This is a genomic window from Mycolicibacterium celeriflavum (genome assembly GCF_010731795.1).
In the GTDB taxonomy this organism is placed as follows: domain Bacteria; phylum Actinomycetota; class Actinomycetes; order Mycobacteriales; family Mycobacteriaceae; genus Mycobacterium; species Mycobacterium celeriflavum.
Genome location: NZ_AP022591.1, coordinates 1,237,370 through 1,262,612, shown reverse-complemented (window position 1 = coordinate 1,262,612; position 25,243 = coordinate 1,237,370). Strand labels below are relative to the sequence as shown.

Below are 25,243 nucleotides of genomic sequence, written 5' to 3'. Positions count from 1 at the left end.
GTTGTCTCGTCAGGCGATTTCCTCAGGAGTTTTCAGTGTTGCGCAGTCATGCCGCCGGATCGTTGCGGCCCACCGACGCCGGTCAGAAGGTGACGTTGGCCGGCTGGGTGGCGCGTCGCCGCGACCACGGTGGCGTCATCTTCATCGACCTGCGCGACGCGTCGGGGGTCTCGCAGGTCGTGTTCCGCGAGGCCGGTGTGCTCGAGGCGGCGCACCGGTTGCGAGCCGAGTTCTGCATCGCGGTCGACGGTGTCGTGGAGATCCGCCCCGAGGGCAACGCCAACCCGGAGATTCCCACTGGCGAGATCGAGGTCAACGCGACGTCGTTGACCGTGCTGGGGGAGAGCGCGCCGCTGCCGTTTCAGCTCGACGAGCAGGCCGGCGAGGAGGCGCGGCTCAAATACCGCTACCTCGACCTGCGCCGCGACGGCCCTGGCCACGCGATTCGGTTGCGGTCCAAGGTGAATGCCGCCGCGCGTGAAGTGCTTGCACGCCATGACTTCGTCGAGATCGAGACACCGACGATGACGCGCTCGACGCCGGAGGGCGCCCGCGACTTCCTGGTGCCCGCCCGGCTGCAGCCGGGATCGTTCTACGCCTTGCCGCAGAGCCCGCAGCTGTTCAAGCAGCTGCTGATGGTGGCGGGCATGGAGCGCTACTACCAGATCGCCCGCTGCTACCGAGACGAGGACTTCCGCGCCGACCGTCAGCCGGAGTTCACCCAGCTGGATCTGGAGATGAGCTTCGTCGACGCCGAGGGCGTGATCGCTGTCTCCGAGGAGATCGTCGCCGCGCTGTGGCGATTGATCGGCTACGACGTGCCCCTGCCGCTGCCGAGGATGACGTACGCCGATGCGATGCGCCGATTCGGTTCGGACAAGCCCGATTTGCGCTTCGCGCTCGAACTCGTCGAGTGCACCGACTACTTCAAGGACACCCCGTTCCGGGTGTTTCAGGCACCGTACGTCGGGGCCGTCGTCATGCCGGGTGGCGCGTCCCAACCCCGACGCACGCTGGACGCCTGGCAGGACTTCGCCAAACAGCGCGGGCACAGAGGGCTGGCCTACGTGCTCATCGGCGAGGACGGCACGCTCGGCGGCCCGGTCGCCAAGAACCTCTCCGACGCTGAACGCGACGGCCTGGCCGCCCACGTCGGCGCATCGCCGGGCGACTGTGTGTTCTTCTCCGCCGGTCCGGCGAAGAGTTCGCGGGCGCTGCTGGGCGCTGTGCGCATCGAGATCGCGAAGCGGTTGGACATGATCGACCCGAACGCCTGGGCGTTCACCTGGATCGTGGACCCGCCGCTGTTCGAGCCCGCCGATGACGCGACGGCGCACGGAGACGTCGCGGTCGGATCCGGCGCGTGGACCGCGGTGCACCACGCCTTCACCGCACCGAAGCCGGAGTTCGAGGACCGCATCGAGAGCGACCCGGGCAGTGTGCTGGCCGACGCCTACGACGTGGTGTGCAACGGCAACGAGATCGGCGGCGGTTCGATTCGTATCCACCGCCGCGACATTCAGGAGCGAGTGTTCGCGGTGATGGGATTGGACAAGGCCGAGGCCGAGGAGAAGTTCGGGTTCCTGTTGGAGGCGTTCAGCTTTGGCGCTCCGCCGCACGGCGGGCTGGCGTTCGGCTGGGACCGCACCACTGCGCTGCTGGCGGGCGCGGATTCGATCCGCGAAGTGATCGCGTTCCCGAAGTCCGGCGGTGGTGTCGACCCGTTGACCGGTGCGCCCGCGCCGATCACCGCGCAGCAGCGCAAGGAATCCGGGATCGACGCCAAACCGAAGGCCGACGACACGAACGGTTAAGCCGAGTCGCAGTCCGTGAGCTCGGCCGACAGGGCCCACAGCCGTTGGGCCATCACCGGATCGACCGCCTTGGGGCGCAACCGCGTCACTTTCGGCGGTCCGATTTGGTTGAAGCGCGGCGCCAGGTAGGTGCCGCTGGGTAGGTCGGTCGTCACCGCCTGCAGACTGGCGCGAGCGCCCTGGGCCGGGGTGTGCATCAAGCGCCGGATCCGCTGGTGCTCGCCCATCCCCAGAGAACGGGTGATGTCGGTATCTGTGGCGCCGGGATCCGTCGCGTACGCGCGCACGCCGCGGCGCGCCAACTCCGCGACGAACAGTAGGTTGGCGAGCTTCGACTCGCCATAGGCGCCCCACTTCGAGTATTTGCGGCGCTGCCAGTTGAGATCGTCGAGATGGATTTGGCTGAACAGATACGTCGCGCTGGCCACCGAGATCACCCGGTCGTTGATGCGATCGGCGAGTTGACAGGTCAACGCGAAGTGGCCGAGGTGGTTGATGCCGATGTGAGCCTCGAAACCATCGGCGGTGCGCATCAACGGCATACCCATCACCCCGGCGTTGTTCACCAGCACGTCAACGGTTTTCACCGATTCGGCGAACGCTCGCACACTGGCGAGGTCGCCGAGATCCAGGGCGGCCACTTCGACGTCTCCGGTCATCTCCGCGGCGGCCCGTCGCCCCTTGTCGACGTCGCGGCAGGCGATCAGCACACTGTGGCCCGCTGCGGCAAGGGACGCCGCGGTCGCCTTGCCGACGCCGCTGTTGCCGCCGGTCACAATCGCTCGCATGCTTACAACTTATGCGGATGCGGAATACACGCGGCCATGCGGTGGCTGGTTGATTCATGACCCAAGTACCCGACGAGCTCAAATCGTTCAACGAGAACATCATCGAGGAGTTCCGCGCCAACGGCGGCAAGGTGGGCGGCCCATTCGAGGGCGCTGACCTGTTGCTGCTGCACACCACCGGCGCCAAGTCCGGCCAGCGCCGAATCTCGCCGCTGGCGTACTTCACCATCGAGGGCAGGACAATCGTCATCGGCTCGTACGCCGGCGCCGACAGGGACCCGGCGTGGGTCCACAACCTGCGGGCCAAGCCGCAGGCGCACGTCGAGATCGGTACGGATTCTTACGACGTGACCGCCCGCGAGTTGCCGACCGCCGAGCGCGACGACCTCTACCCGAAGGTTGTCGAGGCCGCTCCGGTGTTCGCCGAGTACCAGAGCAAGACCAGTCGGGTCATCCCGCTCTTCGAAATCGCCAAGCCGTGACTTCGGTGTAGGTGGTCGCGCTCACCGCGACCGTCTACACCGAAATCGCTCGGTCAGAGGCGCTCGATGATCGTTGCGTTGGCCATGCCGCCGCCCTCACACATCGTCTGCAGGGCGTAGCGGCCCTCGTGCTGCTCGAGCGCGTTGACCATCGTCGTCATGATCCGCGCACCGCTGGCGCCCAGCGGGTGCCCGATCGCGATGGCGCCGCCGTTGACGTTGGTCTTGGCCAGATCGGCACCGGTGTCCTGGGCCCACGCGAGGACGACGGGGGCGAAGGCCTCGTTGACCTCGAACAGGTCGATGTCCGCCAGCGTCAGCCCGGCACGCTGTAGGACCTTCTCTGTCGCGGGAATGACACCGGTCAGCATGTAGAGCGGATCGGACCCCACGACGGTCATCGAGTGGATGCGGGCCAGCGGTCGCAAGCCGAGACGCCCGGCCACCTCGCTGCTGGTGATCAGCACCGCGGCGCTGCCGTCGGACAGCGGCGACGAGTTGCCCGGGGTGATCTCCCAGCCGATCTGCGGGAAACGCTGCTCGTATGCCGGGCTGTAGAAAGCGGGCTTCAGCGCGGCCAGCGTGTCGACGGTCGTGCCGGGCCGGATGATTTCGTCGGTGGTGAGGCCGGCGATCGGGATCAGCTCGTTGTCGAACCGGCCCTCCTTCGTCGCCGCAGCCGCTTTCTCGTGGCTCGACGCGGAGAACTCATCGAGCTGCTGACGAGACAGGCCCCACTTCGCGGTGATCAACTCGGCGCTGATGCCCTGCGGCACAAGGCCTTCGGGATAGCGCTGCGCCATCGCGCCGAACGGGTCGCTGCCGGGCAGCACACTGGAACCCATCGGAGCCCGCGACATCGACTCCACGCCGGCGGCGACGACGATGTCGTATGCACCGGAGATCACGCCCTGGGCGGCGAAGTGAATGGCCTGCTGGCTGCTGCCGCACTGGCGGTCGATGGTGGTGCCGGGCACCGTTTCGGGGAAGTTCGCGGCGAGCACCGCGTTGCGTGCGATGTTGACCGCCTGGTCGCCGACCTGGGTGACCGCACCGGCGATCACGTCGTCGATCTGCAGCGGGTCGATGCCGGTCCTCTCCACCAGTTGAGAGAGGCTGTGGGCGAGCAGGTCCACGGGCAGCACGCCGTGCAGTGCGCCACCCGGCTTGCCCTTTCCGATCGGGGTGCGTACCGCTCCGACGATGACCGCGTCGCGCGCGTATCCGGCCATTGCTGCCTCCTGTGACTCAACTCTGAGTAAATCCTTCTATACCCAGCTATACCACCTGGGTATAGTGGTAACAACTCAGATATGGGGGAATTCCGTGAATGTGTTGCAGGGCACACTCGCCGACCGGGACGCTTGGACGGCCGTCGGCGTGTGCAAAATCGAGAAGACGATGGAGTTGGTCGGCACCAAATCGGCAATCCTCATCATGCGTGAGGCCTATTACGGCACAACTCGTTTCGAGGAGTTCTGCCGCCGCGTCGGCATCACGAAGGCCGCGGCCTCAGCCCGGCTGTCGGACCTGGTGGACGCCGGATTGTTGAGCCGTCGGCCGTACCGCGAACCCGGTCAGCGCAGCCGCGACGAATACGTGCTGACCGACGCGGGCCGTGACTTCATGCCCGTTGTCTGGGCGATGTTCGAGTGGGGTCAGCGCCATCTCGGCAAGCCGACGCCGCTGCAGCTGGCGCACAAGGACTGCGGCGCACCGGCGACGGTGGCGATCCGCTGCGCCGACGGACACGACGTACCCGCCGAGGAACTGGCCGTCAGGCTGGCGCGATCTCGGCCTCGATGATGCTCAGCGGCGTCGCGCTGGGTACAATGCGCGTCAGCCGAAACCCCGCTCGCGACAACACATCCCGCCACTGGTCCGCGGTCCGTTCCTTCGCGCCGCCCAGCAACAGCATCTCCATGTCGACTAGCTTGCCGATGAATTCGCGATTGTGGTCGGGGATCACCATTTCGAACAGCAGGAGCTTGGCGTTCGGGCTGGCGGCGGCGCGAATGTTGCGCAGGATCTTGACGGCGTCCTCGTCGGGCCAGTCGTGGATGACGTTTTTCATCACGTAGGCGTCCACCCCGGTTGGCGCCTTCTCGAAGAACGAACCCGGCTCGATGGTCACGCGATCGGCGACACCGCGGCTGGTCAGCAGCGCAGGCGCGCCCTCGACGACCTTCGGTAAGTCGAACAGCACTCCGCGCGCCTGCGGTGTGGCGGCGAGGATTCCGGCGAGGAGTCCGCCGTGCCCGCCGCCGACGTCGGCGATGACGCCGAACCGGCTGAAGTCGTAGGCGGCGGTCAGTGCCGCCTCGCTCATATCGGAAATGCTGGTCATCGCGTCGTTGAACAGCGCGGCGAACTCGGGCTCGCTTTCGAGATATGCGAAGAGCTCCTTGCCGCGAAGCATCGGGATCGTGGGCTGACCGCTGCGGATTGAATCGGAGAGATGCGTCCAGTGCTCACGGTGTTCCGGCGATCCGTAGAACAGTGCGGCACCTTTCATCGACACCTCAGAATCGGAACGCAGCGCGTCGCCAAGCGCGTTCAGTGCGTATCGACCGTCACGGGTCTGCTTGAACACACCACGGCTGATCAGCGCCCGCATCAGGCGGCCGACGGCGTCGGGGTCCGCGTCGATTGTGCGCGCCAGGTCGTTGCGGGTCAGCGGGCGCTCAGCCAGCGCGTCGGCGATACCGAGTTGCGCGGCCGCGGTGATGGCCTGCGAGAACCAGGTCGCCAAGATCATCTCCATGAGTGCGATCGGCGCGGGCGTCAGCTTGCGATGCAGCTGCGCCAGGTGGTGGCGGATGCGATCCACCGCTTTGACGACCCCCGCCGGTGGAATCTTCGTTGCCATAGGGTCATCTTCGCGCACGGACTAATCGGCCAGGAACGCCTTCACCAACGTTTTGGGTGCCTGTGCCAACCACGCCTCGGTGACGAGTTCGGTCAGTTCCTCGACCCCGATCGCGTCCAGGCGGACCAGCACGGCCGGATATCCGTCGAAGTGTGGCGTGGTGAAGTAGACGGCCGGATCGTCGGCGATCAGCGCGTATTTCACACCCTCGTCGGCGACGCGGGCGCCCAGGATGTCGCCTTCGGGTGCAGCCGCCCCGAGCGCGTCGTGGTCGGCTTTGCGCAGCGGCCGTTCCCAGACGATGAGCTTCTTGCGGACCCGCCATGTGCGCGGCGAGGTCTCAGCGGTCTCGGGGAGTTCCGCAACGATCCGGCCCACGTCCGTCCATGTCGCCACGAGGGCATTGTCTCAGTCGCTAGTGTGCCGGTGTGCTGCATCTGCGGGTGATCTCACCGACCGATCAGCGCGATGCGGTCATGGCGGTTCTCCGGGAAAACCCGGGCGTCACCCACATCGTCATCCACCGCGACGCGGCCCTCGAACCACTCGGCGACGAGATCACCGCGGACATCGCCAGAGAGTCGGCCAACGACGTTGTGGGCGCGTTGAAGGCCTTACGGGTCAAGGATCGTGGGGCCATCACGCTCGACTTCGTCGACACCGTTCTCTCCACTCGCGCCTACCGCGCCGAAGACGAGGCGGTCGGGGATCCCGCCGATGCGGTCGTGTGGGACGAGCTCGCCGTGCGCACCCGCGAGGAGTCGACGCTCAACGTCACGTTCCTGGCCTTCCTGTGCGTGGCGTGTCTGATCGCATCGATCGGCGTGGTGACCGACTCGCCGGTGACGGTCGTCGGCGCGATGGTGCTGGGACCCGAATTCGGTCCGCTGGCCGCGCTGGCGGTGTCGCTGGTGCGCCGTCGGATGTATCTCGCCCGCCGGGCGGCGATCGCGCTGTTCGTCGGGTTCCCCGTGGCGATGATCGTCACCGCGGTCGTGGTGCTGGCGGGCGAGGCGATCGGCTGGATCACGTTGCGCAGCACCAGCGAACTGGACCAGGTCGACTTCATCTTCCGGGTCGGTCCGCTGTCGTTCGTCGTCGCGTTCCTGGCGGGCGCCGCAGGAATGCTGTCCTTGATTTCTTCGAAATCCGCTGCGTTGGTTGGTGTTTTCATCTCGGTGACAACGGTGCCCGCGGCCGGATTCGCCGTCGTCGCCGCGACGGTCGGCGATTGGGACGTCGCGGCCAAATCCGCTGCACAACTGGCGTTGAACCTCGTCGCGATAGTGCTGGCCGGCATCCTGGTGTTGTGGACGCGCCGGCTGGCCGACCGTCGGATGTAGTGGTACTTCCGAGGAAGCGCCCCACCGCGCGAATTCCGCTTTCACGCGGGGAGCATCCCGACGCCTGAGAACAAGCGTGACGCTCCCGTTAGCAATTCCTTCGGCCGTGTCACGGTTGAGCAGCACGCAGCCGACCCTACGATCACGCGGTGGCTGATCGCTATGGCTCTGATGTCCTGTCCAACAACCCCCATCGCAAGATCCGCTCCACCGAGCAGCCGGTGGAGATGGGGCTCGTCGTCGAAGACGTCGCAACCGGGTACGTCGGCGCGGTCGTGCGCATCGAATACGGCCGGATGGAGTTGGAGGACCGGCGAGGACGTCGCAAGCCCTTTCCCGTCGGGCCGGGTTACCTGATCGACGGCAAACCGGTGATCCTGACCGCCCCGAGAAAGACGACGCCGAAGCAGACGCGCACCGCGTCGGGATCGGTCGCCGTGAAGGGCGCGCGGGCGAAGGTCGCGCTCGCGAGCCGCATTTATGTCGAGGGCCGACACGACGCCGAACTCGTCGAGCAGGTGTGGGGCGACGATCTGCGAATCGAGGGAGTAGTCGTCGAGCACCTCGGCGGGGTCGACGATCTCGTGGCCATCGTCGAAGATTTCCGGCCGGGACCGGGCCGCCGGCTCGGGGTGCTCGTCGACCATCTGGTCGCGGGGTCGAAGGAAGCCCGCATCGCGCAAGCGGTCCGTCAAAGCCCCGGCGGTGAGCACACGCTCGTCGTCGGCCACCCGTTCATCGACATCTGGCAGGCGGTCAAGCCCGAACGGCTGGGCATCAAGGCCTGGCCCGTCGTGCCGAAGGGCGTCGATTGGAAGAAGGGCGTGTGCCGCGCGCTCGGCTGGCCCGGCGATTCGCAGGCCGACACCGCGAGGGCCTGGCAGAGGATCCGCGGCCGCGTCCGCGACTGGACCGACCTCGAGCCCGCGCTGATCGGCCGCGTCGAGGAGTTGATCGACTTCGTGACGGCGCCGACCGATTCCTGACACCCTCGCGTGGTAAGCAGAAGGCGTGTCCGACGGTCTGTTCGATGTCCCCGGCGAAACCGGTCCCAGTGCGGTCGGGCCCGTCGGGGCTTCTGCGCCACTGGCAGTGCGGATGCGTCCCGCGACGCTCGACGAGGTCGTCGGACAGGATCACCTGCTGCAACCGGGCTCACCGCTGCGCCGGATGGTCGAGGGTTCCGGCGCGGCGTCGGTCATCCTCTACGGGCCGCCCGGCACCGGTAAGACGACGTTGGCGGCGTTGATCTCGCAGGCCACCGGCCGCCGATTCGAAGCGCTGTCGGCGCTGTCGGCGGGCGTGAAGGAGGTCCGGGCGGTCATAGATGTGGCACGGCGCGCGGCCGCCTACGGCGAGCAGACCGTGCTGTTCATCGACGAGGTGCACCGGTTCTCCAAGACGCAACAGGACGCGCTGCTGTCGGCCGTCGAGAACCGCGTCGTGGCGCTGGTTGCAGCGACCACCGAAAATCCATCGTTCTCGGTCGTCGCGCCGCTGCTGTCGCGGTCGCTGACCCTGCAGTTGCAGCCGCTCGACGCCGATGCCGTGCGGACACTGGTCCGTCGCGCCATCGAGGACCCGCGCGGCCTCGGCGGCACAGTCACCGTCACCGACGAGGCCGTCGAACTCCTCGTGCAACTGTCGGCCGGTGACGCCCGCCGCGCGCTGACCGCGCTCGAGGTGGCTTCCGAAACAGCCGGAGGGGCCGGTGGCCTCATAGCCGTCGAAACCATCGAGCAGTCACTGGACAAGGCGGCGGTCCGTTATGACCGCGACGGCGACCAGCACTACGACGTGATCAGCGCGTTCATCAAGTCGGTCCGCGGCTCCGACGTCGACGCCGCGCTGCACTACCTGGCCCGGATGCTGGTGGCGGGGGAGGACCCGCGATTCGTGGCCCGGCGGCTGATGATCCTGGCCAGCGAGGACATCGGCATGGCCGATCCGACAGCGCTGCAGACCGCGGTCGCCGCGGCGCAGACCGTTCAACTCATCGGCATGCCCGAGGCGCAACTGACGTTGGCGCACGCCACCGTCCACCTGGCGACCGCCCCGAAGTCGAACGCGGTGACGACGGCACTGGGCGCGGCGATGAGCGACATCAAAGCCGGCAAGGCGGGACTGGTGCCGCCACATCTGCGCGACGGCCACTACTCGGGCGCAGCCAAACTAGGCAACGCGATCGGCTACAAGTACGCCCACGACGACCCGGACGGCGTTGTGCCGCAACAGTACCCACCCGATGAGCTTGTGGGCGTCGACTACTACCGGCCGACCACCCATGGCAATGAACGCGACATCGCCGGTCGCCTGGACAAGTTGCGCGCGATCATCCGCCGCAAGCGCGACAGAACCTGATGGCGTCAGACCATCTCAGGCACCCGCAGGTGCGCGATCGCGAGCTCGAATTCGCCGACGTCGATCACGTCAGCGCCCAATTCCCGGGTCCGTGCGTTCCTCAGTTCGCGCGCTTGCTCGCGGCCACGCTCCATGGCGTCGCGGCTGTCGAACGTCGTCGATGACACCCCGCGCCCCGACGAGCGGTTGATCAACAAGCTGGCGCTGCAGAAACCTTCGAGGTTCTCCAGTGCCGACAACACCGACGTCCGATAGAACTCAACCGCCTGCTCGGCATGATTTGGTGGCAGCCTCAGCCACGTAGCCCGCACGCAGGCGCCCTCAGTCGAGGGATGGTTACGGTGCAGCACCGCGAGTTCCCATGGATCGACCGTGGCGCTGCCTCCGAAGATCTCCGCGGCCCGGTCCCGAAGCGAAGCCGCTTTCTGCGTGCTGGAGCGCAGCGCCTCCTCGGTTTCCCAGGCGCTGGTGGCGATGCAGCGGCCGGACTCCCGGTCGACCAACAGCGACAGGCCGATGTAGCCATCCATCTCTTCTAGCGCCGACATGACTTCGTCACGGACATAGGCAGTTCCGGCATCGATGGACTCCGGCTGCGCCTCGATAGTCGTAGAGCGTGCGTACACGGATCCAACCCCCTCTGCATCGGGGCGGCGCCCCGGTGGCGCCACCGGATCTACCCAGCTTCCTCCCGGAGAGCAGACATTTCAACGGATGCTCGCGCGGGACGCGTTTCACGACGCTGGCTGCAAACGAGAGAATCCCTTGACAGGGCGCGAACCGGTCTCTACCTTGTTAATCAACATATCGATTGATCAAGCATAAGGTTGACAATTGAGGAGTGATGACGATGCAGACGCCCGGTTGGACCGTGCCTTTCTGGCACTGGCCGACCCCGTCCGGCGCGCCATCGTGGCGCGGCTGTCGCGGGGGCCCGCCACGGTCAACGAGCTGGCGGCGCCGTTCGACATCACGAAACAGGCGGTGTCCAAGCACATTCAGGTGCTCGAGCAGGCGGGGCTGGTCACCAGGACCCGCGACGCGCAGCGACGGCCGGTCCACCTGGATGCGGCCGCGCTGGAGCGGCTGACCGCTTGGATCGACCGGTATCGGCTTGACGCCGAACGCAACTACCGCCGGCTGGATGCCCTGCTGGCGGACATGACCGAAGAGAAAGGAAACGAGAAATGACCAGTGCACTGAATCTGACCGCACCCGTCGACACCCTGGCCATGGAGTTCACCCGGGACTTCGATGCGCCCGTCGAAGCCCTGTTTCGGGCACACGCAGAGGCCAATCTGATGAAGAAATGGCTGGGTCCGCGCCATCTGGAGATGACGATCGAGGAGTGGGATTTCAAGAGCCATGGCGGCTACCGCTATTCGCACAGAGACGAGAGCGGGGAGTACCGCTTCAACGGCACCTTCCACACCGTGCGTGAGAACGAGTTCATCCTGCAGACCTTCGAATTCGACGGCGCGCCGGATCAGGTCAACATCGAATACATGTGGTTCGAGGACCTCGGCGGTGGCCGCAGCAGGCTGCGCGGCCGGTCCATCTGCCCGAACGTCGAAGCCCGCGACGCGCTGCTGTCGTCCGGCATGGAGGGCGGCATGCAAGAAGGCTACGAGAAGCTCGATGAGCTGCTGAAAACCTTGTGACAGAAGCGATCCCGGCTGCAGGGGGAAGCAGCCGGGATCGCCGGGGTGGGTTGGCTACCGGATGACGCCGCCGCGACGACGCGTGCCCATCACGCCGGTGCGCCTGCGGCCCATGAGCGCGGACACCAGGGCGACACCGATCACGGCGACGACAACCTGGACGAGAAGCTCGATCCAGTCGACTCCGCTGGTGGCGGTCGGCAGGCCGAGTGCACGGGCGAGCCATGTGCCGATCAATGCCGACACGATGCCGACGAGAACGGTCACCAGCATGCCGATGGGCTGCCTGCCGGGCAGTAACAGGCGAGCGAGCACGCCGACGACGGCGCCGATCAGGATTGCGGTGATTACACCGGTGACGGTCATTGTTCCTCCAGGGTCTCGGGGTGCCAGTGAGATACCCCGACACCGACGTCAATAAACTGCCGGGTCGATCGGCGACGCGCCTCGTACCCTCGAAGGTGTGGATTCCGACGTACTCGACATCGACACCGGCCAGCGCCGCATCGTGGACCTGACCGATGCGGTGCGCTCCTTCTGCGGGAGCCACCGCGACGGGTTGTGCAGCGTGTTCGTACCGCACGCTACGGCGGGTGTGGCGATCATCGAGACGGGTGCGGGCTCCGATGACGATCTCGTCGACACGCTCGAACGGCTACTTCCGCGTGACGACCGCTACCGCCACTCGCACGGCTCACCCGGCCACGGCGCCGACCATGTCCTGCCGGCGCTGGTGTCGCCGTCGGTGACCCTGCCCGTGCAGGACGGCCAACCCCTGCTCGGCACCTGGCAGAGCATCGTGCTCGTCGACCTCAACCGCGACAACCCGCACCGTAAGGTGCGCCTGAGCTTCATCGCCGCAGCCTGAAGGGGGCACTGCGCAGCGCCAGCCGATCGAAGCTGACGGGGCACCGGGAGCGACGCCCGTTCGTTGACTTTTCGGCGCGACAACGTCGACCGGTACTGTAGTGCGGTCGAATAGTCGCAGGTACCAGCGAAACTACAAGGATGTATCAGACGTGCAGACACACGAGATCAGGAAGCGTTTCCTCGATCACTTCGTGAAAGCGGGCCACACCGAGGTGCCGAGTGCTTCGGTGATCCTCGACGACCCCAATCTGCTCTTCGTCAACGCCGGCATGGTGCAGTTCGTGTCCTACTTCCTCGGTCAGCAGGCGCCGCCGTGGAATCGCGCCACCAGCGTTCAGAAGTGCATCCGCACACCCGATATCGATGAGGTGGGCATCACCACCCGGCACAACACCTTCTTCCAGATGGCCGGCAACTTCTCGTTCGGCGACTACTTCAAGAAGGGCGCCATCGAATTCGCCTGGACGCTGCTGACCAACCCGGTCGATCAAGGGGGGTACGGGCTCGACCCGGAGCGCCTCTGGGCCACGGTCTATCTCGACGACGACGAAGCCGCAGCACTCTGGCAGGAGGTCGCCGGGCTGCCGCCGGAACGCATCCAACGCCGCGGGATGGCAGACAACTACTGGTCGATGGGCATCCCCGGGCCGTGCGGGCCGTCGTCGGAGATCTACTACGACCGCGGCCCCGACTACGGCGCCGAAGGCGGGCCGGTCGTCAACGAGGACCGCTACATCGAGATCTGGAACCTCGTCTTCATGCAGAACGAGCGCGGCGAGGGCACCTCGAAGGAGGACTTCGAAATCCTCGGCCCGTTACCCCGCAAGAACATCGACACGGGCATGGGCATCGAGCGCGTGGCCTGCCTGCTGCAGGGCGTGGACAACGTCTACGAGACGGACCTGGTGCGCCCCGTCATCGACCTCATGGCTGCGCGCGCGCCGCGCGGGTACGGGCAGGGCAGCCATGAGGAGGACGTTCGCTACCGAATAATCGCCGACCACAGTCGCACCGCGGCGATCATCATCGGCGACGGTGTGAGCCCCGGCAACGAGGGGCGCGGCTATGTGCTGCGCCGCCTGTTGCGCAGGATCATCCGCGCGGCCAAACTTCTCGGCGTCGAGCAGCCGATCATGGCCGACCTGATGGCCACCGTGCGGGACGCGATGGGCCCGTCGTACCCCGAACTGGTGGCCGACTTCGACCGCATAGAGCGGATCGCGGTGGCCGAGGAGACCGCGTTCAACCGCACGCTCGCCTCGGGTTCGCGGTTGTTCGACGAGGCGGCCAGTGCGACGAAAGCCAAAGGTGCCAACGTGTTGTCGGGCTCCGACGCGTTCACGCTGCACGACACCTACGGCTTCCCGTTCGAACTGACGCTGGAGATGGCGGCCGAACACGGGCTGTCCGTTGACGAGCAAGGCTTCCGCGGCCTGATGGCCGAGCAGCGGCGGCGCGCCAAAGCCGACGCCGCGGCACGCAAGCAGGCGCACTCGGATCTGTCGGCGTACCGCGACCTCGTTGACGCGGGGCCGACCGAGTTCACCGGATTCGACGAGTTGTCCTCGGAAGCAAGGATTCTGGGCATCTTCGTCGACGGCAAGCGGGTGCCGGTCGTATCCCACGATGGTGGCGGCCCCCAGCCGGACCGGGTCGAGTTGATTCTCGACCGCACGCCGTTCTACGCCGAAGCCGGCGGTCAGATCGCCGACGAAGGCACGATCAGCGGCTCGGGCGCGTCCACCGCGGCGAAGGCCGCCGTCACCGATGTGCAGAAGATCGCGAAAACCCTGTGGGCACATCGGATCAACGTCGAGTCCGGCGAGTTCGTCGAGGGTGACACGGTGATCGCTTCGGTGGATCCGCGTTGGCGGCACGGTGCGACCCAGGGCCATTCCGGAACTCATATGGTGCACGCCGCACTGCGACAGGTATTGGGGCCGAACGCGGTTCAGGCGGGCTCCCTGAACAGGCCCGGATACCTGCGGTTCGACTTCAACTGGCAGGGTCCGCTCTCCGAGGATCAGCGCGGGCAGATCGAGGAAGTCACCAACGAGGCCGTCGAAGCCGACTACGAGGTGCACTCGTTCACCACGGAGTTGGAGAAGGCCAAGGCGATGGGCGCGATGGCGCTGTTCGGCGAGCAGTACCCCGATCAGGTCCGCGTGGTCGAGATCGGCGGCCCGTTCTCGCTGGAGTTGTGCGGCGGCACCCACGTGCACAACTCGGCGCAGATCGGCCCGGTGACGATCCTCGGCGAGTCGTCGGTCGGCTCCGGCGTTCGTCGCGTCGAGGCCTACGTCGGCCTGGACTCGTTCCGCCACCTGGCCAAGGAACGGGCATTGATGGCCGGCCTCGCATCGTCGCTGAAGGTGCCGTCCGACGAAGTGCCTGCGCGAGTGGCGAATCTGGTCGAGCGGCTACGAGCGGCCGAGAAGGAGCTGGACCGGCTTCGTCTGGCGAACGCACGCGCCGCCGCAGCAAATGCCGCCGCGGGCGCCGAGCTTGTCGGTAAGGTGCGTCTGGTGGCGCAGCGGATGGCCGGCGGGATGTCGGCCGGTGATCTTCGCACGCTGGTCGGCGACATCCGCGGAAAGCTCGGCGCCGACCCCGCCGTCGTCGCGCTGATCGCCGAGGGCGAGAACGACACCGTCCCGTTCGTGGTGGCGGTCAACCCGGCGGCGCAAGACCTCGGTCTGCGGGCCGACGACCTGGTGAAGCAGTTGGCTGCGCCGGTCAACGGCCGTGGCGGCGGTAAGGCCGATCTGGCACAGGGTTCCGGTAAAGGGGCGGCAGGGATCGACGCGGCATTGGCCGCGCTGCGCGCAGAGATTCACCGGAGCTAGCCGCGTGAATCCCACACCCACGGGCGATGAGCAGCTTGCGCGAGGAACATCGGGCGACCGGCAGCCGGATCGGCCGGGAGACTCCCTGAACCCGCCGGACCCGGGACGCGGCCGACGGATCGGCATCGATGTCGGCAGCGTGCGCATCGGGGTGGCCGCAAGTGACCCGGACGCCATCCTCGCGACGCCGGTCGAGACCGTGGCGCGGGACCGGCGCAAGAATTCGGACCGGCACATCCGACGACTCGCCGGGCTGGTCGAAGACCTGGGCGCCGTGGAGGTCGTCGTGGGATTGCCCCGCACGCTCGCCGACCGCTCCGGTTCCTCCGCTCAGGATGCCGTCGCGGTCGCCGATGCGCTCGCTGCGCGTATCGCGCCGACACCCGTGCGACTCGCGGACGAACGACTCACTACCGTGGTGGCTCAGCGCTCGTTGCGGGAGGCCGGCGTTCGGGCCAAGGGCCAGCGTTCGGTCATCGATCAAGCGGCGGCGGTAGGCATTCTGCAGAACTGGCTGGACCAGCGGCGAGCGGCGCCGCGGATGCGAGGAGCAGAAGACCACCTTGCCGCACACGGAGAGGTCGTGGATGACTAACCATTGGGGCCGCGAGCGGGCCGAACCGGTTGCGGTCGGTCCACCGCGGCGCCGGATGACCCGCGCGGACCGGATACGGCAGGCGCGGAACCGGCGCAGGCGTCGGCTGGCGGGCAGCTTGGCGGTCGGTCTGCTGATCGTGGTCGCCGTCGGCGCGGTGTTTCTCGGCTCGAAGCTGTGGCACTCGTTGTTCGGCGGCAACGACTTCACGGGCGAAGGCATCGCCGATGTGGTCATCCAGGTACACGACGGCGACTCCACCACCGCGATCGGCAAGACGCTGCAGGAGCACAACATCGTCGCGGCGGCCAGCGCGTTCGTCGACGCCGCCGAGGGCAACGATGCGATCTCGGCGATCCAGCCCGGCTTCTACAAGCTGCGCACCGAGATCCCGGCGGCCAACGCCGTTGAACGCCTGGCAGATCCGCAGAACCGGGTCGGCAAGCTCACCATCCCCGAGGGACGCCAACTCGACGACGTCCGCGACGTCAAGACCAACGCCGTCACCGACGGCATCCTCAGCCTGATCTCGCGCGCGACGTGTGTCGACCTCGACGGCGAGCGCCACTGTGTGTCGGCGGACGCGTTGGAGCAGGTGGCCGGGACCGTCGCGCCGGTGGCGCTGGCGGTGCCCGACTGGGCGATCGAGCCCGTCACCGCGATGGGACACGACCATCGTCGCCTCGAGGGGTTGATCGCCGCGGGCACGTGGAATATCAACCCGTCGGCGCAGCCGCAGGAGATCCTGTCGAATTTGATCTCCGCCAGCGCAACGCAATACGCGAACGGTGGGCTGCTCGAGACGGCCGCGGCCATGGAGATGTCGCCGTATCAAATCTTGACCGTGGGCTCGCTGGTGCAGCGGGAGTCGACCCCGGAGGACTTCGCCAAGGTGGCGCGCGTCATCTACAACCGGCTGGCCGAGAACCGCACGCTCGAGTTCGACTCCACGGTGAACTACCCGCTGGACCGGATCGAGGTCGCCACCACCGACTCCGATCGCGCGCAACACAATCAGTGGAACACCTATGTCCGACCCGGGCTTCCGGCGACCCCGATCTGCTCGCCGAGCCAAGCGGCGCTGGCCGCCGCCGAGCAGCCTGCGCCGGGGGACTGGTTGTATTTCGTCACGATCGACATGCAGGGCACGACCTTGTTCACCAGGGACTACCAGCAGCACCTCGCGAACATCGAACTGGCCCAGCGCAACGGTGTGCTCGATTCCGCGCGATGAGCGCACGCCGTAGGGCCGCGGTCCTCGGTTCGCCGATCGCGCACTCCCGCTCGCCGCAGCTGCACCTCGCGGCCTACCGTGCGCTGGGGTTGGACGACTGGACCTACGAGCGAATCGAGTGCACGGCCGAGCAATTGCCGGAACTGGTCACCGGTTTCAACCGCGACTGGATCGGCGTCTCGGTGACCAAGCCCGGCAAGTTCGCGGCGCTGCAGGTCGCCGACGAGCGCACCACCCGCGCCGAACTCGTCGGCTCGGCCAACACGCTGGTGCGGACCGAAACCGGATGGCGAGCCGACAACACCGACATCGACGGCGTGACAGGAGCATTGGGGGAGGTGGCGGCCGCGCACGGCATCGTTGTCGGTTCCGGGGGCACGGCACCGGCGGCGGTCGTCGGGTTGTCAGAGCTTGGCGTGCAGCGGGTCACTGTGGTGGCCAGGAACCCCGACAAGGCCGCGCCGCTGGTGGATCTGGCGACCCGGTTGGGCGCCGACGGCCGGTGGTGCGACGTCGACGGCCCCGAACTTCGCAGCACGGTCGTCGACGCGGACCTGCTGATCAACACCATTCCCGCCGAGGCTGCCGCACGCTACGCAACCGCGCTCGCGGGAGCACCGCTTGTGCTCGACGCGATCTACGATCCGTGGCCGACGCCGTTGGCGGCGGCGGTCCTGGACGCCGGCGGGCGGGTGATCAGTGGTCTGCAGATGTTGCTTCACCAGGCCTTCGCTCAGGTGGAGCAGTTCACCGGCCGCCCGGCACCACGGGAAGCGATGGAAGCGGCGCTCGACGTGCGCTGATTGGTGTCCGAAGCCGGTCCGGACCGGCGTTAGCCTCCAGAGATGGGGGTCGCGGGCGTCGTCCTGCTGGCGTGGTTGGTGTCGCTGAGCGTGTTCGACATCAGGGAACGTCGGCTACCGAACTGGCTGACCATGCCGGGCGCGATAGTGATCTTGACCGTCGCGGCAGCGGCGGGTCGCGGATTTCCGGCGTTGGCGGGCGCCGTCGTACTGTTCACCGTTTACCTGGCGGTGCATCTGCTCGCGCCGGCGGCGATGGGCGCCGGTGACGTCAAACTCGCGATCGGCGTCGGCGCGCTGACGGGTGCGTTCGGCATCGACATCTGGACGCTTGCCGCAGTCGGCGCACCGCTGCTGACGGCCGCCTGGGCGGTCGTCGCCGCAGTGCGCCGGGCCGAACCCATTGTCCCTCACGGCTTCTCGATGTGCCTCTCGGCTGGCGCGGTGACCGCGTTGGTGACGTTCGGGTGACAGCGGCGATCAAACGTTGCATACCGTGGGTAGGTTAGTGCATACTGCGGGTATGCAAGTTGATCTGAAACACCTCTCGGACCGGTATTTCGCCGCGTGGGCGCAGCGCGACCCCGAGGCGATCGCGGCGTTGCACACTCAGGACACCCGGTTCTGGACGCACGCCGGCACACCTCCCGTCGTCGGCCGCGACGCCGCACGCGAGGCCTTCGCCAAGCTCTTCGAGCAGTTTCCGGATTTCTCGTTCGAGATCCATCGCGTGCTCTACGGAAACGACCACTGGGTGCTCGACTGGGCGTTGATCTCAGGCGGCGTCCGCTTCGACTGCCTCGACCTGGTCACCGTCACCGCAGACGGACTCGTCGCGCGCAAGGACTCGTTCATCGACTCCGCTCAATTGATGGCCTCGATGAACCAGGCGCGGGCGTGAGCGCGGCAACGGCGGTCGACCAGCTACCGCTCCGGGACGCCCTGCCCGCAGAGCACCTCTTCGACATACACGTCAATCTGCTTCCAGCACAACTGATCCCGACGCCACTCGGAATGAGGATGACGTTCGTCACCACCGGGGGGACGATCGACGGTCCGCGGATGCGCGGCGAAGTGCTACCCGGCGGCGGCGATTGGCTGCTTGTGGGTAACAACGGCAGCGGCCGGGTCGATGTCCGCGCGACGCTACGCACCCATGACGGCGTACTCATCCACTTCGAGAGCACCGGGGTCATCAAAGTCCCCGGCGACGGACTCGACCGGTTGGCGCGCGGTCAGGTGCTCGCTTTCGACGAGACCTACGTGCGGACCACGCCCACGTTCGGCACTGCAGACGACCGCTACGCCTGGCTCAGCGAGATCGTCGCGGTTGGCTACAACATCCTCTCGCCCAATCACGTCGACTACCGCGTCTACCGGGTGCTATGAACCAGGAAACGATTGCCCGGCAGTCGAATCGGGTCGTGACCCGGTGGCCACGCGTCCAACGCGCGATGGGCCGCGTGCATGCGCGGGTCTACCGGATCACCGGCGGACGCGTCGGGCGCCGGTGGTTCGCCGGTGCCCCGGTGATGGTGCTCGAGACCGTGGGTCGTCGCACCGGCGAGCGTCGCCGTACTCCCGTGCTCTACCTGCGTCGCGGCGACGCGCTCGTTGTGATGGCCGCCAACGCCGGGTCATCCCGCACCCCCGCCTGGTGGCTGAACCTGCAGCACACCGGCTCCGGCGTCGTGCAGATCGGCCGAGTGCGCCGCGTGGTTCGGCCGCGTGAGTTGGTCGCAGCCGAACGCGACGACGCATGGCGGGCGTTTGTTGAGATATACCCGCAAGCCGAGTACTACCGGCATTTCACCGACCGGGAACTACCGCTGATCGCGCTCGACCCTGCCGAGTCGTGACCGGCTATCGTTCGGCTGTGGCGACCAAGGGCGCACGGCGCACCCAGGCGGAGCGCACCGAGGCAACCACGTCGGCGCTTGTCGACGCGGCGCGCGCATTGTTCGCCGAGGAGGGCTACGAGGCGACCTCGCTGGACACCGTCGCGGCGCGGGCCCGGATGACCAAGGGCGCCGTCTACCACCACTTCGAAGGCAAGCGCCAACTGTTCGAGGCAGTGTTCACCCAGGAGGTCGAACGCATATCCGCGCCGCTGGTGAAGGCGTATCAACGCAAGAAGGATCCGTGGGAGGGGTTCGCGGCCGCATGTCGGGCGTTTCTCGAGCAGTGCCTCGAACCAGGACTGCAGCGGATCGTGTTGCTCGACGCGTTCGGCGCGCTGGGCTGGGAGCAGATGCGCCGCCTCGAGACGCCGCTGCTCGAGATGATGGAAGTGGCCATCACGCGCGCGATCGTGGCGGGCCGGATCGCCGACCGGCCGACCGGGCCGCTGGCCCACTTCCTGTTCGGCGCGATCTGTGAGTTGGCGATGATCGTCGCCCGCGCGAAGGACCAGAAGGTCGCGCATCGGCACGCCGTCGCCGAGCTCGGCCGCATCCTGGACGGGCTGGTGATCGGCTGATTCGGGGCCCGGCGGCCGACGTGGGAAGATGGGACGCGTGTTGCGATGGACCACTGCTGGTGAATCCCACGGCCGCGCCCTGGTGGCTGTGGTCGAAGGCATGGTCGCGGGTGTGCGCGTCACCTCGGACGACATCGCCGGGCAACTGGCCCGCCGTCGTCTCGGGTACGGCCGCGGCGCCCGGATGAAGTTCGAGCAGGACCAGGTCACCATGCTGGCCGGGGTCCGGCACGGCGTCACGCTGGGCGGCCCGATCGCGATCGAGATCGGCAACACCGAGTGGCCGAAGTGGGAAACCGTGATGGCACCGGACCCGGTGGACCCGGCCGAACTCGACGTCGCGCGCAACGCGCCGCTGACCCGGCCGCGGCCCGGGCACGCCGACTATGCGGGCATGCTCAAGTACGGGTTCGACGACGCCCGTCCGGTGCTCGAGCGTGCCAGCGCGCGCGAGACCGCCGCCCGCGTGGCCGCCGGCACGATCGCCCGCGCGTTCCTCAAAGAGGCGCTCGGCGTCGAGGTGCTGTCCCACGTCATCTCGATCGGGGCGTCAGACCCGTACGACGGCCCGCCGCCCCAGGCCGCGGACCTGGCCGCGATCGATGCGAGTCCTGTGCGCGCGTATGCCGAGACGGCGGAAAAGTCCATGATCGACGAGATCGAGGCCGCCAAGAAGGACGGCGACACACTCGGCGGCGTCGTCGAGGTGGTCGCTCATGGCCTCCCGGTGGGGCTGGGCTCGTTCACCAGCGGCGACAACCGGCTCGACAGCCAGCTCGCGGCCGCGGTGATGGGCATCCAGGCGATCAAGGGTGTCGAGATCGGCGACGGCTTCCAGACCGCGCGCCGCCGCGGCAGCGTCGCCCACGACGAGATGTACCCGGGCCCCGACGGGGTGATGCGCTCGACGAACCGGGCGGGCGGCCTGGAGGGCGGGATGACCAACGGCCAACCGCTGCGGGTGCGCGCGGCGATGAAGCCGATCTCCACCGTGCCGCGGGCCCTGGCCACCGTGGACATGACCACCGGCGACGAGGCCGTCGCGATCCATCAGCGCTCCGATGTGTGCGCGGTGCCGGCCGCCGGCGTGGTCGTCGAGACCATGGTGGCGCTGGTGCTGGCACGGGCGGCGCTGCAAAAGTTCGGCGGTGATTCGCTGACCGAGACGCGCGCCAACATCGACAACTACCTACGAGCGGTGCGCAACCGCGAGCCGGCGGCGCGACCGGTGCAGGCCTCGGGCTGATGGCGCCCCGCGCAGTACTGGTCGGCTTGCCCGGGTCGGGCAAGTCGACGATCGGGCGGCGGTTGGCCAAGGCCCTCGGTGTCTCGATGCTCGACACCGACGCCGCGATCGAGGAGAAAACGGGCCGCGCGATCGCCGACATCTTCGGCACCGACGGCGAGCAGGAGTTCCGGCGGATCGAGGAAGAGGTCGTCCGATCGGCGCTGCAGACCCATGACGGGGTGCTGTCGTTGGGCGGGGGCGCGGTCACCACCGCGGGTGTGCGCGAGGCGCTGGCCGGTCATACCGTCATCTATCTGGAGATCAGCGCCGCTGAGGGGGTGCGCCGTACCGGCGGCAGCACGGTGCGTCCGCTGCTGGCGGGACCCGACCGGGATGAGAAGTTCAAAGCACTGATGTCACAACGTGTTCCGATGTACCGGAAGGTGGCGACGATCCGGGTCAACACCAACCGGCGCAATCCCGGGGCGGTGGTGCGCTACATCGTCACCCGACTGGAGAACCCCGGTAGCCCCAACCCGCAGCGGCGCAAGCGTCGCCCGCCCTGGCGCCGCGGACCGTCGGCGCTCACCGCCGAACCCAGCACCGAGGCGCCGCCGTCACCGGCGGCGGTCGCAGCCCGAAACATGAAGGTCAACCGTGACTGAACACACCGACCCGGTCACCGTGGACGTGCTCGTCGATCCGCCGTATTCCGTCATCATCGGTACCGGTCTGCTCGGCGAACTGCAACGCGCGCTGGAGGGCAGGCACAAGGTCGCGATCCTGCACCAGCCGGTACTCGCGCAGACGGCTGAGCTCATCCGGAAGACATTGGCGGACACCGGGGTCGATGCGCACCGCATCGAAATTCCGGACGCCGAGAAAGGCAAGGATCTGCCGGTCGTCGGGTTCATCTGGGAAGTGCTGGGCCGCATCGGCATCGGCCGCAGGGATGCGGTCGTCAGCCTCGGCGGCGGAGCGGCCACCGACGTCGCCGGGTTCGCGGCCGCCACCTGGCTGCGCGGAATCGACATCGTGCACGTGCCGACCACGCTGCTCGCAATGGTCGACGCCGCCGTCGGCGGGAAGACCGGCATCAACACCGACGCGGGCAAGAACCTGGTCGGCGCGTTCCACCAACCCGCCGCCGTGCTCGTCGACCTCGCCACGTTGGAGACGCTGCCCCGCAACGAACTCGTTGCAGGGATGGCCGAGATCGTCAAGGCCGGTTTCATCGCCGACCCGACCATCCTGGACCTGATCGAAACCGATCCCGAAGCCGCGCTGGATCCCACCGGAGCCGTGCTGCCCGAGCTGATCCGGCGCGCGATCGCGGTCAAGGCCGAGGTGGTCGCCGCCGACGAGAAGGAATCACAGCTGCGCGAGATCCTCAACTACGGCCACACCCTCGCGCATGCGATCGAACGCCGCGAGCGCTACCAGTGGCGCCACGGCGCCGCCGTGTCGGTGGGACTGGTGTTCGCGGCCGAACTCGGCCGGCTCGCGGGCCGCCTCGACGACGGAACCGCCGACCGGCACCGGACCGTGCTCACCTCGCTGGGCCTGCCGGTCAGTTATGACGCCGACGCATTCCCCGAATTGCTGGAGGCCATGGCGGGGGACAAGAAGACCCGCGCGGGCGTGCTGCGATTCGTCGTACTCGACGGCCTCGGCAAGCCGGGCCGTCTGGAGGGACCAGACCCGTCGCTTCTTGCGGCGGCATACGCAGAAATAGGAGCGGTGGCGTCATGACTCAGACGGTGCTGATCCTGAACGGCCCCAACCTCGCTCGGCTGGGCCGTCGCGAACCCGACGTGTACGGCAGCACCACGCACGACGAGCTGGTGGCGCTCATCGAGCATGAGGCCGAGGAGCTGGGGCTGAAAGCCGTTGTGCGGCAGAGTGACAGCGAGGCCGACCTGCTCGGCTGGATTCACGCCGCCGCCGATGCGGGTGATCCGGTGATCCTCAATGCCGGCGCGTTGACCCACACGTCGGTGGCACTGCGCGACGCGTGCGCCGAACTGCGTGCGCCGCTGATCGAGGTGCACATCTCGAACGTGCACGCCCGCGAGGAATTCCGGCACCACTCATACCTGAGCGCGGTGGCCACCGGCGTGATCGTCGGCCTCGGCGTGCAGGGCTACGTGCTGGCTCTGCGGTACCTGGCCGCCGACGGCTACACCCGGTCGTCGCGGGGTGAGGTCTCGGCGGACCCGTCCGAGTCCTGACGCCCGACGGCCGCGAAAACGTCGGTGTCGGCGCGGTCATCTTCGCCGGCGTGGTGCAGGTGCGGTGTCTGGTCGGCCTTGCGGTCGACGAGGTAGCGGCCCAGCGCCACGCCCGCGATCGCCATCAGGAACACCACCAGCGCGGTGAACGCCGCAAACGTGGTGACCTCGTTGACGAGCGCCTCGACATACAGGCTCTTGTAGAAGAGCGCGATGAACCACGCCACCGCGCCGCTGACGATCCCGGCGAACAGGCCGGCAAGCAGCCAGACCATCGCCAGGTCACCGCGGCGGTCCGGGTCGGGGTTGGCGCGGGCGTCGGCCCGGCCGTCGATCAACCCCCATATGAACGCGGCGATCGCGAACAGCGCCACCAGCACGACGCTGATCAGCCCTGCCTTGGTTTCCCACGCGTTGATCAGCGTTCCCTGCAGCAATCGCACGATCACCATCAGGGTCGCGAACACCAGTCCGCGCAGCAACCACTTACTCATGGGGCCTCACCTTAGCGAGTAGCGTCATCGACCGTGACTATTTCACAGCGTCGGGACCGGTTGCGCGAGCGCCTCGCCAACGCCGGGATCGACGCGATGCTGGTTTCGGACCTGGTCAACGTGCGATATCTGTGCGGATTCACCGGCTCCAACGCCGCCCTGCTCATCCGGGCGGACGGGAAAGACGCGGAAACGCCGGTGCTGGCCACCGACGGACGCTACCGCACCCAGGCGGCGCAGCAGGCACCCGACGCCGAGATCGTCATCGAGCGGGCCTGCGGACCGCACCTGGCGCGTCGCGCGGCCGCCGACGGGGTGCGTCGGCTCGGCTTCGAGAGCCACGTGGTGACCGTCGATGCGTTCTCCGCGTTGACCGCTGCCGCCGGAGAGCAGACCGAGTTGGTCCGGGCCGCTGGAACGGTCGAGGCGCTTCGCGAAGTCAAGGACGCGGGCGAGGTCGCGCTGCTGCGGCTGGCGTGCGAGGCCGCCGATGCGGCACTGCGGGACCTCGTCGACGGCGGCGGGCTGCGGGCGGGCCGGACGGAGAAGGAGGTCGGCCGCGAGCTCGAGTCGCTGATGCTCGAGCACGGCGCCGACGGCACGTCGTTCGAGACGATCGTGGCGGCCGGGCCCAACTCGGCGATTCCGCATCACCGGCCCACCGACGCGGTGCTGGACGCCGGCGACTTCGTGAAGATCGACTTCGGCGCGCTGGTCAGCGGCTACCACTCGGATATGACTCGAACTTTCGTGCTCGCGCCGGCCGCGCAGTGGCAGCGCGACCTCTACGAGCTGGTCGCCACCGCGCAACACGCGGGTCGGGAGGCGCTCGCGCCCGGGGTGTCGCTCAAGGAGGTCGACGCGGCGTCGCGTCGCGTGATCGCCGAGGCCGGCTATGCCGACAACTTCGGACACGGGCTCGGTCACGGCGTTGGTCTGCAGATCCACGAAGCGCCGGGGATCAACGCCGCGGCCGCCGGTACACTGCTTGCTGGCTCCGCGGTGACCGTGGAACCCGGTGTCTATCTGCCCGACCGTGGCGGCGTCCGCATCGAGGACACGCTCGTCGTGGCGGGCTCTGAAGACGACACCTCCGACTTGCTTACCCGGTTCCCGAAGGAACTGGCCATCCTCTGACAGGAGAA

Annotated in this window: 30 protein-coding genes; 23 read left to right on the top strand and 7 right to left on the bottom strand. The window is 67.7% G+C overall.

The window, feature by feature from the left end; translation table 11 throughout:
* Positions 1 to 35 precede the first annotated feature (35 nt).
* A complete protein-coding gene (gene aspS, locus G6N18_RS06030; RefSeq protein ID WP_083001478.1) occupies positions 36 to 1,814 on the top strand; it encodes an aspartate--tRNA ligase in 1,779 nt (592 codons plus the stop codon).
* On the opposite strand, the gene G6N18_RS06025 is transcribed toward aspS, so the two are convergent.
* On the bottom strand, positions 1,811 to 2,602 hold the full coding sequence (locus G6N18_RS06025; protein ID WP_067216404.1) for an SDR family NAD(P)-dependent oxidoreductase: 792 nt from the start codon (positions 2,600 to 2,602) through the stop codon (positions 1,811 to 1,813). The two genes, aspS and G6N18_RS06025, sit on opposite strands and share 4 nt — an antisense overlap.
* Before the next feature lie 56 nt (positions 2,603 to 2,658).
* Between G6N18_RS06025 and G6N18_RS06020 the strand changes: the two genes are divergently transcribed.
* Entirely contained in the window at positions 2,659 to 3,084 is a 426-nt protein-coding gene (locus G6N18_RS06020; protein ID WP_083001480.1) for a nitroreductase family deazaflavin-dependent oxidoreductase, read from the top strand.
* Positions 3,085 to 3,137: 53 nt separating this feature from the next.
* Here G6N18_RS06020 and G6N18_RS06015 read toward each other — a convergent pair whose 3' ends face one another.
* Positions 3,138 to 4,316 (bottom strand): thiolase family protein, encoded by a 1,179-nt coding sequence (locus G6N18_RS06015; protein ID WP_083001481.1) that lies wholly within the window; start codon positions 4,314 to 4,316, stop codon positions 3,138 to 3,140.
* Positions 4,317 to 4,410: 94 nt separating this feature from the next.
* On the opposite strand from G6N18_RS06015, the gene G6N18_RS06010 reads away from it, so the two are divergent.
* A complete protein-coding gene (locus G6N18_RS06010) occupies positions 4,411 to 4,890 on the top strand; it encodes a winged helix-turn-helix transcriptional regulator (RefSeq protein WP_083001483.1) in 480 nt (159 codons plus the stop codon).
* Here the strand turns inward: G6N18_RS06010 and G6N18_RS06005 are convergent.
* Complete coding sequence (locus G6N18_RS06005) at positions 4,862 to 5,953, bottom strand: methyltransferase (RefSeq protein WP_109749424.1); 1,092 nt, start codon at positions 5,951 to 5,953, stop codon at positions 4,862 to 4,864. The genes G6N18_RS06010 and G6N18_RS06005 overlap by 29 nt on opposite strands.
* Before the next feature lie 21 nt (positions 5,954 to 5,974).
* Positions 5,975 to 6,349 carry an MmcQ/YjbR family DNA-binding protein gene (locus tag G6N18_RS06000; RefSeq protein WP_067216388.1) on the bottom strand — a complete coding sequence of 125 codons (375 nt, stop codon included), beginning with the start codon at positions 6,347 to 6,349 and terminating at the stop codon, positions 5,975 to 5,977.
* A 32-nt stretch (positions 6,350 to 6,381) separates the two neighbouring features.
* Between G6N18_RS06000 and G6N18_RS05995 the strand changes: the two genes are divergently transcribed.
* From G6N18_RS05995 to G6N18_RS05985, 3 genes are all read left to right on the top strand, one after another.
* A complete protein-coding gene (locus G6N18_RS05995) occupies positions 6,382 to 7,296 on the top strand; it encodes a DUF389 domain-containing protein (RefSeq protein WP_083001485.1) in 915 nt (304 codons plus the stop codon).
* A gap of 149 nt (positions 7,297 to 7,445) precedes the next feature.
* A complete protein-coding gene (locus G6N18_RS05990; RefSeq protein WP_083001487.1) occupies positions 7,446 to 8,282 on the top strand; it encodes a DUF3097 domain-containing protein in 837 nt (278 codons plus the stop codon).
* Between the two features lie 25 nt (positions 8,283 to 8,307).
* Complete coding sequence (locus G6N18_RS05985; protein ID WP_083001489.1) at positions 8,308 to 9,657, top strand: replication-associated recombination protein A; 1,350 nt, start codon at positions 8,308 to 8,310, stop codon at positions 9,655 to 9,657.
* A 5-nt stretch (positions 9,658 to 9,662) separates the two neighbouring features.
* Here G6N18_RS05985 and G6N18_RS05980 read toward each other — a convergent pair whose 3' ends face one another.
* Positions 9,663 to 10,283, bottom strand: a complete 621-nt coding sequence (locus G6N18_RS05980) for an antibiotic biosynthesis monooxygenase (protein ID WP_067216376.1) — start codon at positions 10,281 to 10,283, stop codon at positions 9,663 to 9,665.
* Between the two features lie 208 nt (positions 10,284 to 10,491).
* Between G6N18_RS05980 and G6N18_RS05975 the strand changes: the two genes are divergently transcribed.
* Positions 10,492 to 10,848, top strand: a complete 357-nt coding sequence (locus G6N18_RS05975; RefSeq protein ID WP_067216373.1) for an ArsR/SmtB family transcription factor — start codon at positions 10,492 to 10,494, stop codon at positions 10,846 to 10,848.
* Positions 10,845 to 11,318 carry an SRPBCC family protein gene (locus G6N18_RS05970; RefSeq protein WP_083001491.1) on the top strand — a complete coding sequence of 158 codons (474 nt, stop codon included), beginning with the start codon at positions 10,845 to 10,847 and terminating at the stop codon, positions 11,316 to 11,318. Before G6N18_RS05975 ends, G6N18_RS05970 begins: the two co-directional genes overlap by 4 nt.
* Positions 11,319 to 11,372: 54 nt before the next feature.
* Here the strand turns inward: G6N18_RS05970 and G6N18_RS05965 are convergent, their stop codons facing one another.
* The gene (locus tag G6N18_RS05965; RefSeq protein WP_067216366.1) at positions 11,373 to 11,684 is read right to left on the bottom strand and encodes a GlsB/YeaQ/YmgE family stress response membrane protein; all 312 of its coding nucleotides are present in this window, start codon (positions 11,682 to 11,684) and stop codon (positions 11,373 to 11,375) included.
* 97 nt (positions 11,685 to 11,781) lie between these two features.
* On the opposite strand from G6N18_RS05965, the gene G6N18_RS05960 reads away from it, so the two are divergent.
* From G6N18_RS05960 to aroQ, 14 genes are all read left to right on the top strand, one after another.
* Positions 11,782 to 12,186, top strand: coding sequence for a secondary thiamine-phosphate synthase enzyme YjbQ (locus G6N18_RS05960; RefSeq protein WP_083001492.1), 405 nt, complete (start codon positions 11,782 to 11,784; stop codon positions 12,184 to 12,186).
* Between the two features lie 151 nt (positions 12,187 to 12,337).
* The gene (gene alaS, locus G6N18_RS05955) at positions 12,338 to 15,034 is read left to right on the top strand and encodes an alanine--tRNA ligase (RefSeq protein ID WP_083001494.1); all 2,697 of its coding nucleotides are present in this window, start codon (positions 12,338 to 12,340) and stop codon (positions 15,032 to 15,034) included.
* Between the two features lie 4 nt (positions 15,035 to 15,038).
* The gene (gene ruvX / locus G6N18_RS05950) at positions 15,039 to 15,629 is read left to right on the top strand and encodes a Holliday junction resolvase RuvX (RefSeq protein WP_067216355.1); all 591 of its coding nucleotides are present in this window, start codon (positions 15,039 to 15,041) and stop codon (positions 15,627 to 15,629) included.
* Complete coding sequence (locus G6N18_RS05945) at positions 15,622 to 16,863, top strand: endolytic transglycosylase MltG (RefSeq protein WP_083001496.1); 1,242 nt, start codon at positions 15,622 to 15,624, stop codon at positions 16,861 to 16,863. The genes ruvX and G6N18_RS05945 overlap by 8 nt, the downstream gene beginning before the upstream one ends.
* Complete coding sequence (locus tag G6N18_RS05940) at positions 16,860 to 17,666, top strand: shikimate dehydrogenase (RefSeq protein ID WP_083001498.1); 807 nt, start codon at positions 16,860 to 16,862, stop codon at positions 17,664 to 17,666. The genes G6N18_RS05945 and G6N18_RS05940 overlap by 4 nt, the downstream gene beginning before the upstream one ends.
* A 42-nt stretch (positions 17,667 to 17,708) precedes the next feature.
* Entirely contained in the window at positions 17,709 to 18,137 is a 429-nt protein-coding gene (locus G6N18_RS05935) for a prepilin peptidase (RefSeq protein WP_083001500.1), read from the top strand.
* A gap of 52 nt (positions 18,138 to 18,189) precedes the next feature.
* Positions 18,190 to 18,567, top strand: a complete 378-nt coding sequence (locus G6N18_RS05930; RefSeq protein WP_083001502.1) for a nuclear transport factor 2 family protein — start codon at positions 18,190 to 18,192, stop codon at positions 18,565 to 18,567.
* A complete protein-coding gene (locus G6N18_RS05925; RefSeq protein WP_083001503.1) occupies positions 18,564 to 19,055 on the top strand; it encodes a DUF3237 domain-containing protein in 492 nt (163 codons plus the stop codon). Before G6N18_RS05930 ends, G6N18_RS05925 begins: the two co-directional genes overlap by 4 nt.
* A 35-nt stretch (positions 19,056 to 19,090) precedes the next feature.
* Complete coding sequence (locus tag G6N18_RS05920) at positions 19,091 to 19,525, top strand: nitroreductase/quinone reductase family protein (RefSeq protein ID WP_163689811.1); 435 nt, start codon at positions 19,091 to 19,093, stop codon at positions 19,523 to 19,525.
* A 17-nt stretch (positions 19,526 to 19,542) separates the two neighbouring features.
* A complete protein-coding gene (locus G6N18_RS05915; protein ID WP_067216612.1) occupies positions 19,543 to 20,145 on the top strand; it encodes a TetR/AcrR family transcriptional regulator in 603 nt (200 codons plus the stop codon).
* Positions 20,146 to 20,182: 37 nt separating this feature from the next.
* Positions 20,183 to 21,391 carry a chorismate synthase gene (gene aroC / locus G6N18_RS05910; RefSeq protein ID WP_083001648.1) on the top strand — a complete coding sequence of 403 codons (1,209 nt, stop codon included), beginning with the start codon at positions 20,183 to 20,185 and terminating at the stop codon, positions 21,389 to 21,391.
* Complete coding sequence (locus tag G6N18_RS05905) at positions 21,391 to 22,038, top strand: shikimate kinase (protein WP_083001507.1); 648 nt, start codon at positions 21,391 to 21,393, stop codon at positions 22,036 to 22,038. The genes aroC and G6N18_RS05905 overlap by 1 nt, the downstream gene beginning before the upstream one ends.
* Complete coding sequence (aroB, locus tag G6N18_RS05900) at positions 22,031 to 23,125, top strand: 3-dehydroquinate synthase (RefSeq protein WP_083001509.1); 1,095 nt, start codon at positions 22,031 to 22,033, stop codon at positions 23,123 to 23,125. The genes G6N18_RS05905 and aroB overlap by 8 nt, the downstream gene beginning before the upstream one ends.
* Entirely contained in the window at positions 23,122 to 23,604 is a 483-nt protein-coding gene (gene aroQ, locus G6N18_RS05895) for a type II 3-dehydroquinate dehydratase (protein ID WP_083001511.1), read from the top strand. The genes aroB and aroQ overlap by 4 nt, the downstream gene beginning before the upstream one ends.
* Here aroQ and G6N18_RS05890 read toward each other — a convergent pair.
* Positions 23,553 to 24,098, bottom strand: coding sequence for a B-4DMT family transporter (locus G6N18_RS05890; protein WP_083001512.1), 546 nt, complete (start codon positions 24,096 to 24,098; stop codon positions 23,553 to 23,555). The two genes, aroQ and G6N18_RS05890, sit on opposite strands and share 52 nt — an antisense overlap.
* Positions 24,099 to 24,131: 33 nt before the next feature.
* Here G6N18_RS05890 and G6N18_RS05885 point away from each other — a divergent pair, with 33 nt between their 5' ends.
* Positions 24,132 to 25,235, top strand: a complete 1,104-nt coding sequence (locus G6N18_RS05885; RefSeq protein WP_083001514.1) for a M24 family metallopeptidase — start codon at positions 24,132 to 24,134, stop codon at positions 25,233 to 25,235.
* The last annotated feature ends 8 nt before the right edge of the window (positions 25,236 to 25,243 follow it).

Coding starts and splice junctions, on each gene's coding strand:
- G6N18_RS06025 (WP_067216404.1), bottom strand. CDS start 2,602: ATGCGAGCGATTGTGACCGGCGGCAACAGCGGCGTCGGCAAGGCGACC.
- G6N18_RS05930 (WP_083001502.1), top strand. CDS start 18,190: ATGCAAGTTGATCTGAAACACCTCTCGGACCGGTATTTCGCCGCGTGG.
- G6N18_RS05945 (WP_083001496.1), top strand. CDS start 15,622: ATGACTAACCATTGGGGCCGCGAGCGGGCCGAACCGGTTGCGGTCGGT.
- aroQ (WP_083001511.1), top strand. CDS start 23,122: ATGACTCAGACGGTGCTGATCCTGAACGGCCCCAACCTCGCTCGGCTG.
- G6N18_RS06015 (WP_083001481.1), bottom strand. CDS start 4,316: ATGGCCGGATACGCGCGCGACGCGGTCATCGTCGGAGCGGTACGCACC.
- G6N18_RS05935 (WP_083001500.1), top strand. CDS start 17,709: ATGGGGGTCGCGGGCGTCGTCCTGCTGGCGTGGTTGGTGTCGCTGAGC.
- G6N18_RS05965 (WP_067216366.1), bottom strand. CDS start 11,684: ATGACCGTCACCGGTGTAATCACCGCAATCCTGATCGGCGCCGTCGTC.
- G6N18_RS05890 (WP_083001512.1), bottom strand. CDS start 24,098: ATGAGTAAGTGGTTGCTGCGCGGACTGGTGTTCGCGACCCTGATGGTG.
- G6N18_RS05940 (WP_083001498.1), top strand. CDS start 16,860: ATGAGCGCACGCCGTAGGGCCGCGGTCCTCGGTTCGCCGATCGCGCAC.
- G6N18_RS06005 (WP_109749424.1), bottom strand. CDS start 5,953: ATGGCAACGAAGATTCCACCGGCGGGGGTCGTCAAAGCGGTGGATCGC.
- G6N18_RS05905 (WP_083001507.1), top strand. CDS start 21,391: ATGGCGCCCCGCGCAGTACTGGTCGGCTTGCCCGGGTCGGGCAAGTCG.
- G6N18_RS06020 (WP_083001480.1), top strand. CDS start 2,659: ATGACCCAAGTACCCGACGAGCTCAAATCGTTCAACGAGAACATCATC.
- G6N18_RS05970 (WP_083001491.1), top strand. CDS start 10,845: ATGACCAGTGCACTGAATCTGACCGCACCCGTCGACACCCTGGCCATG.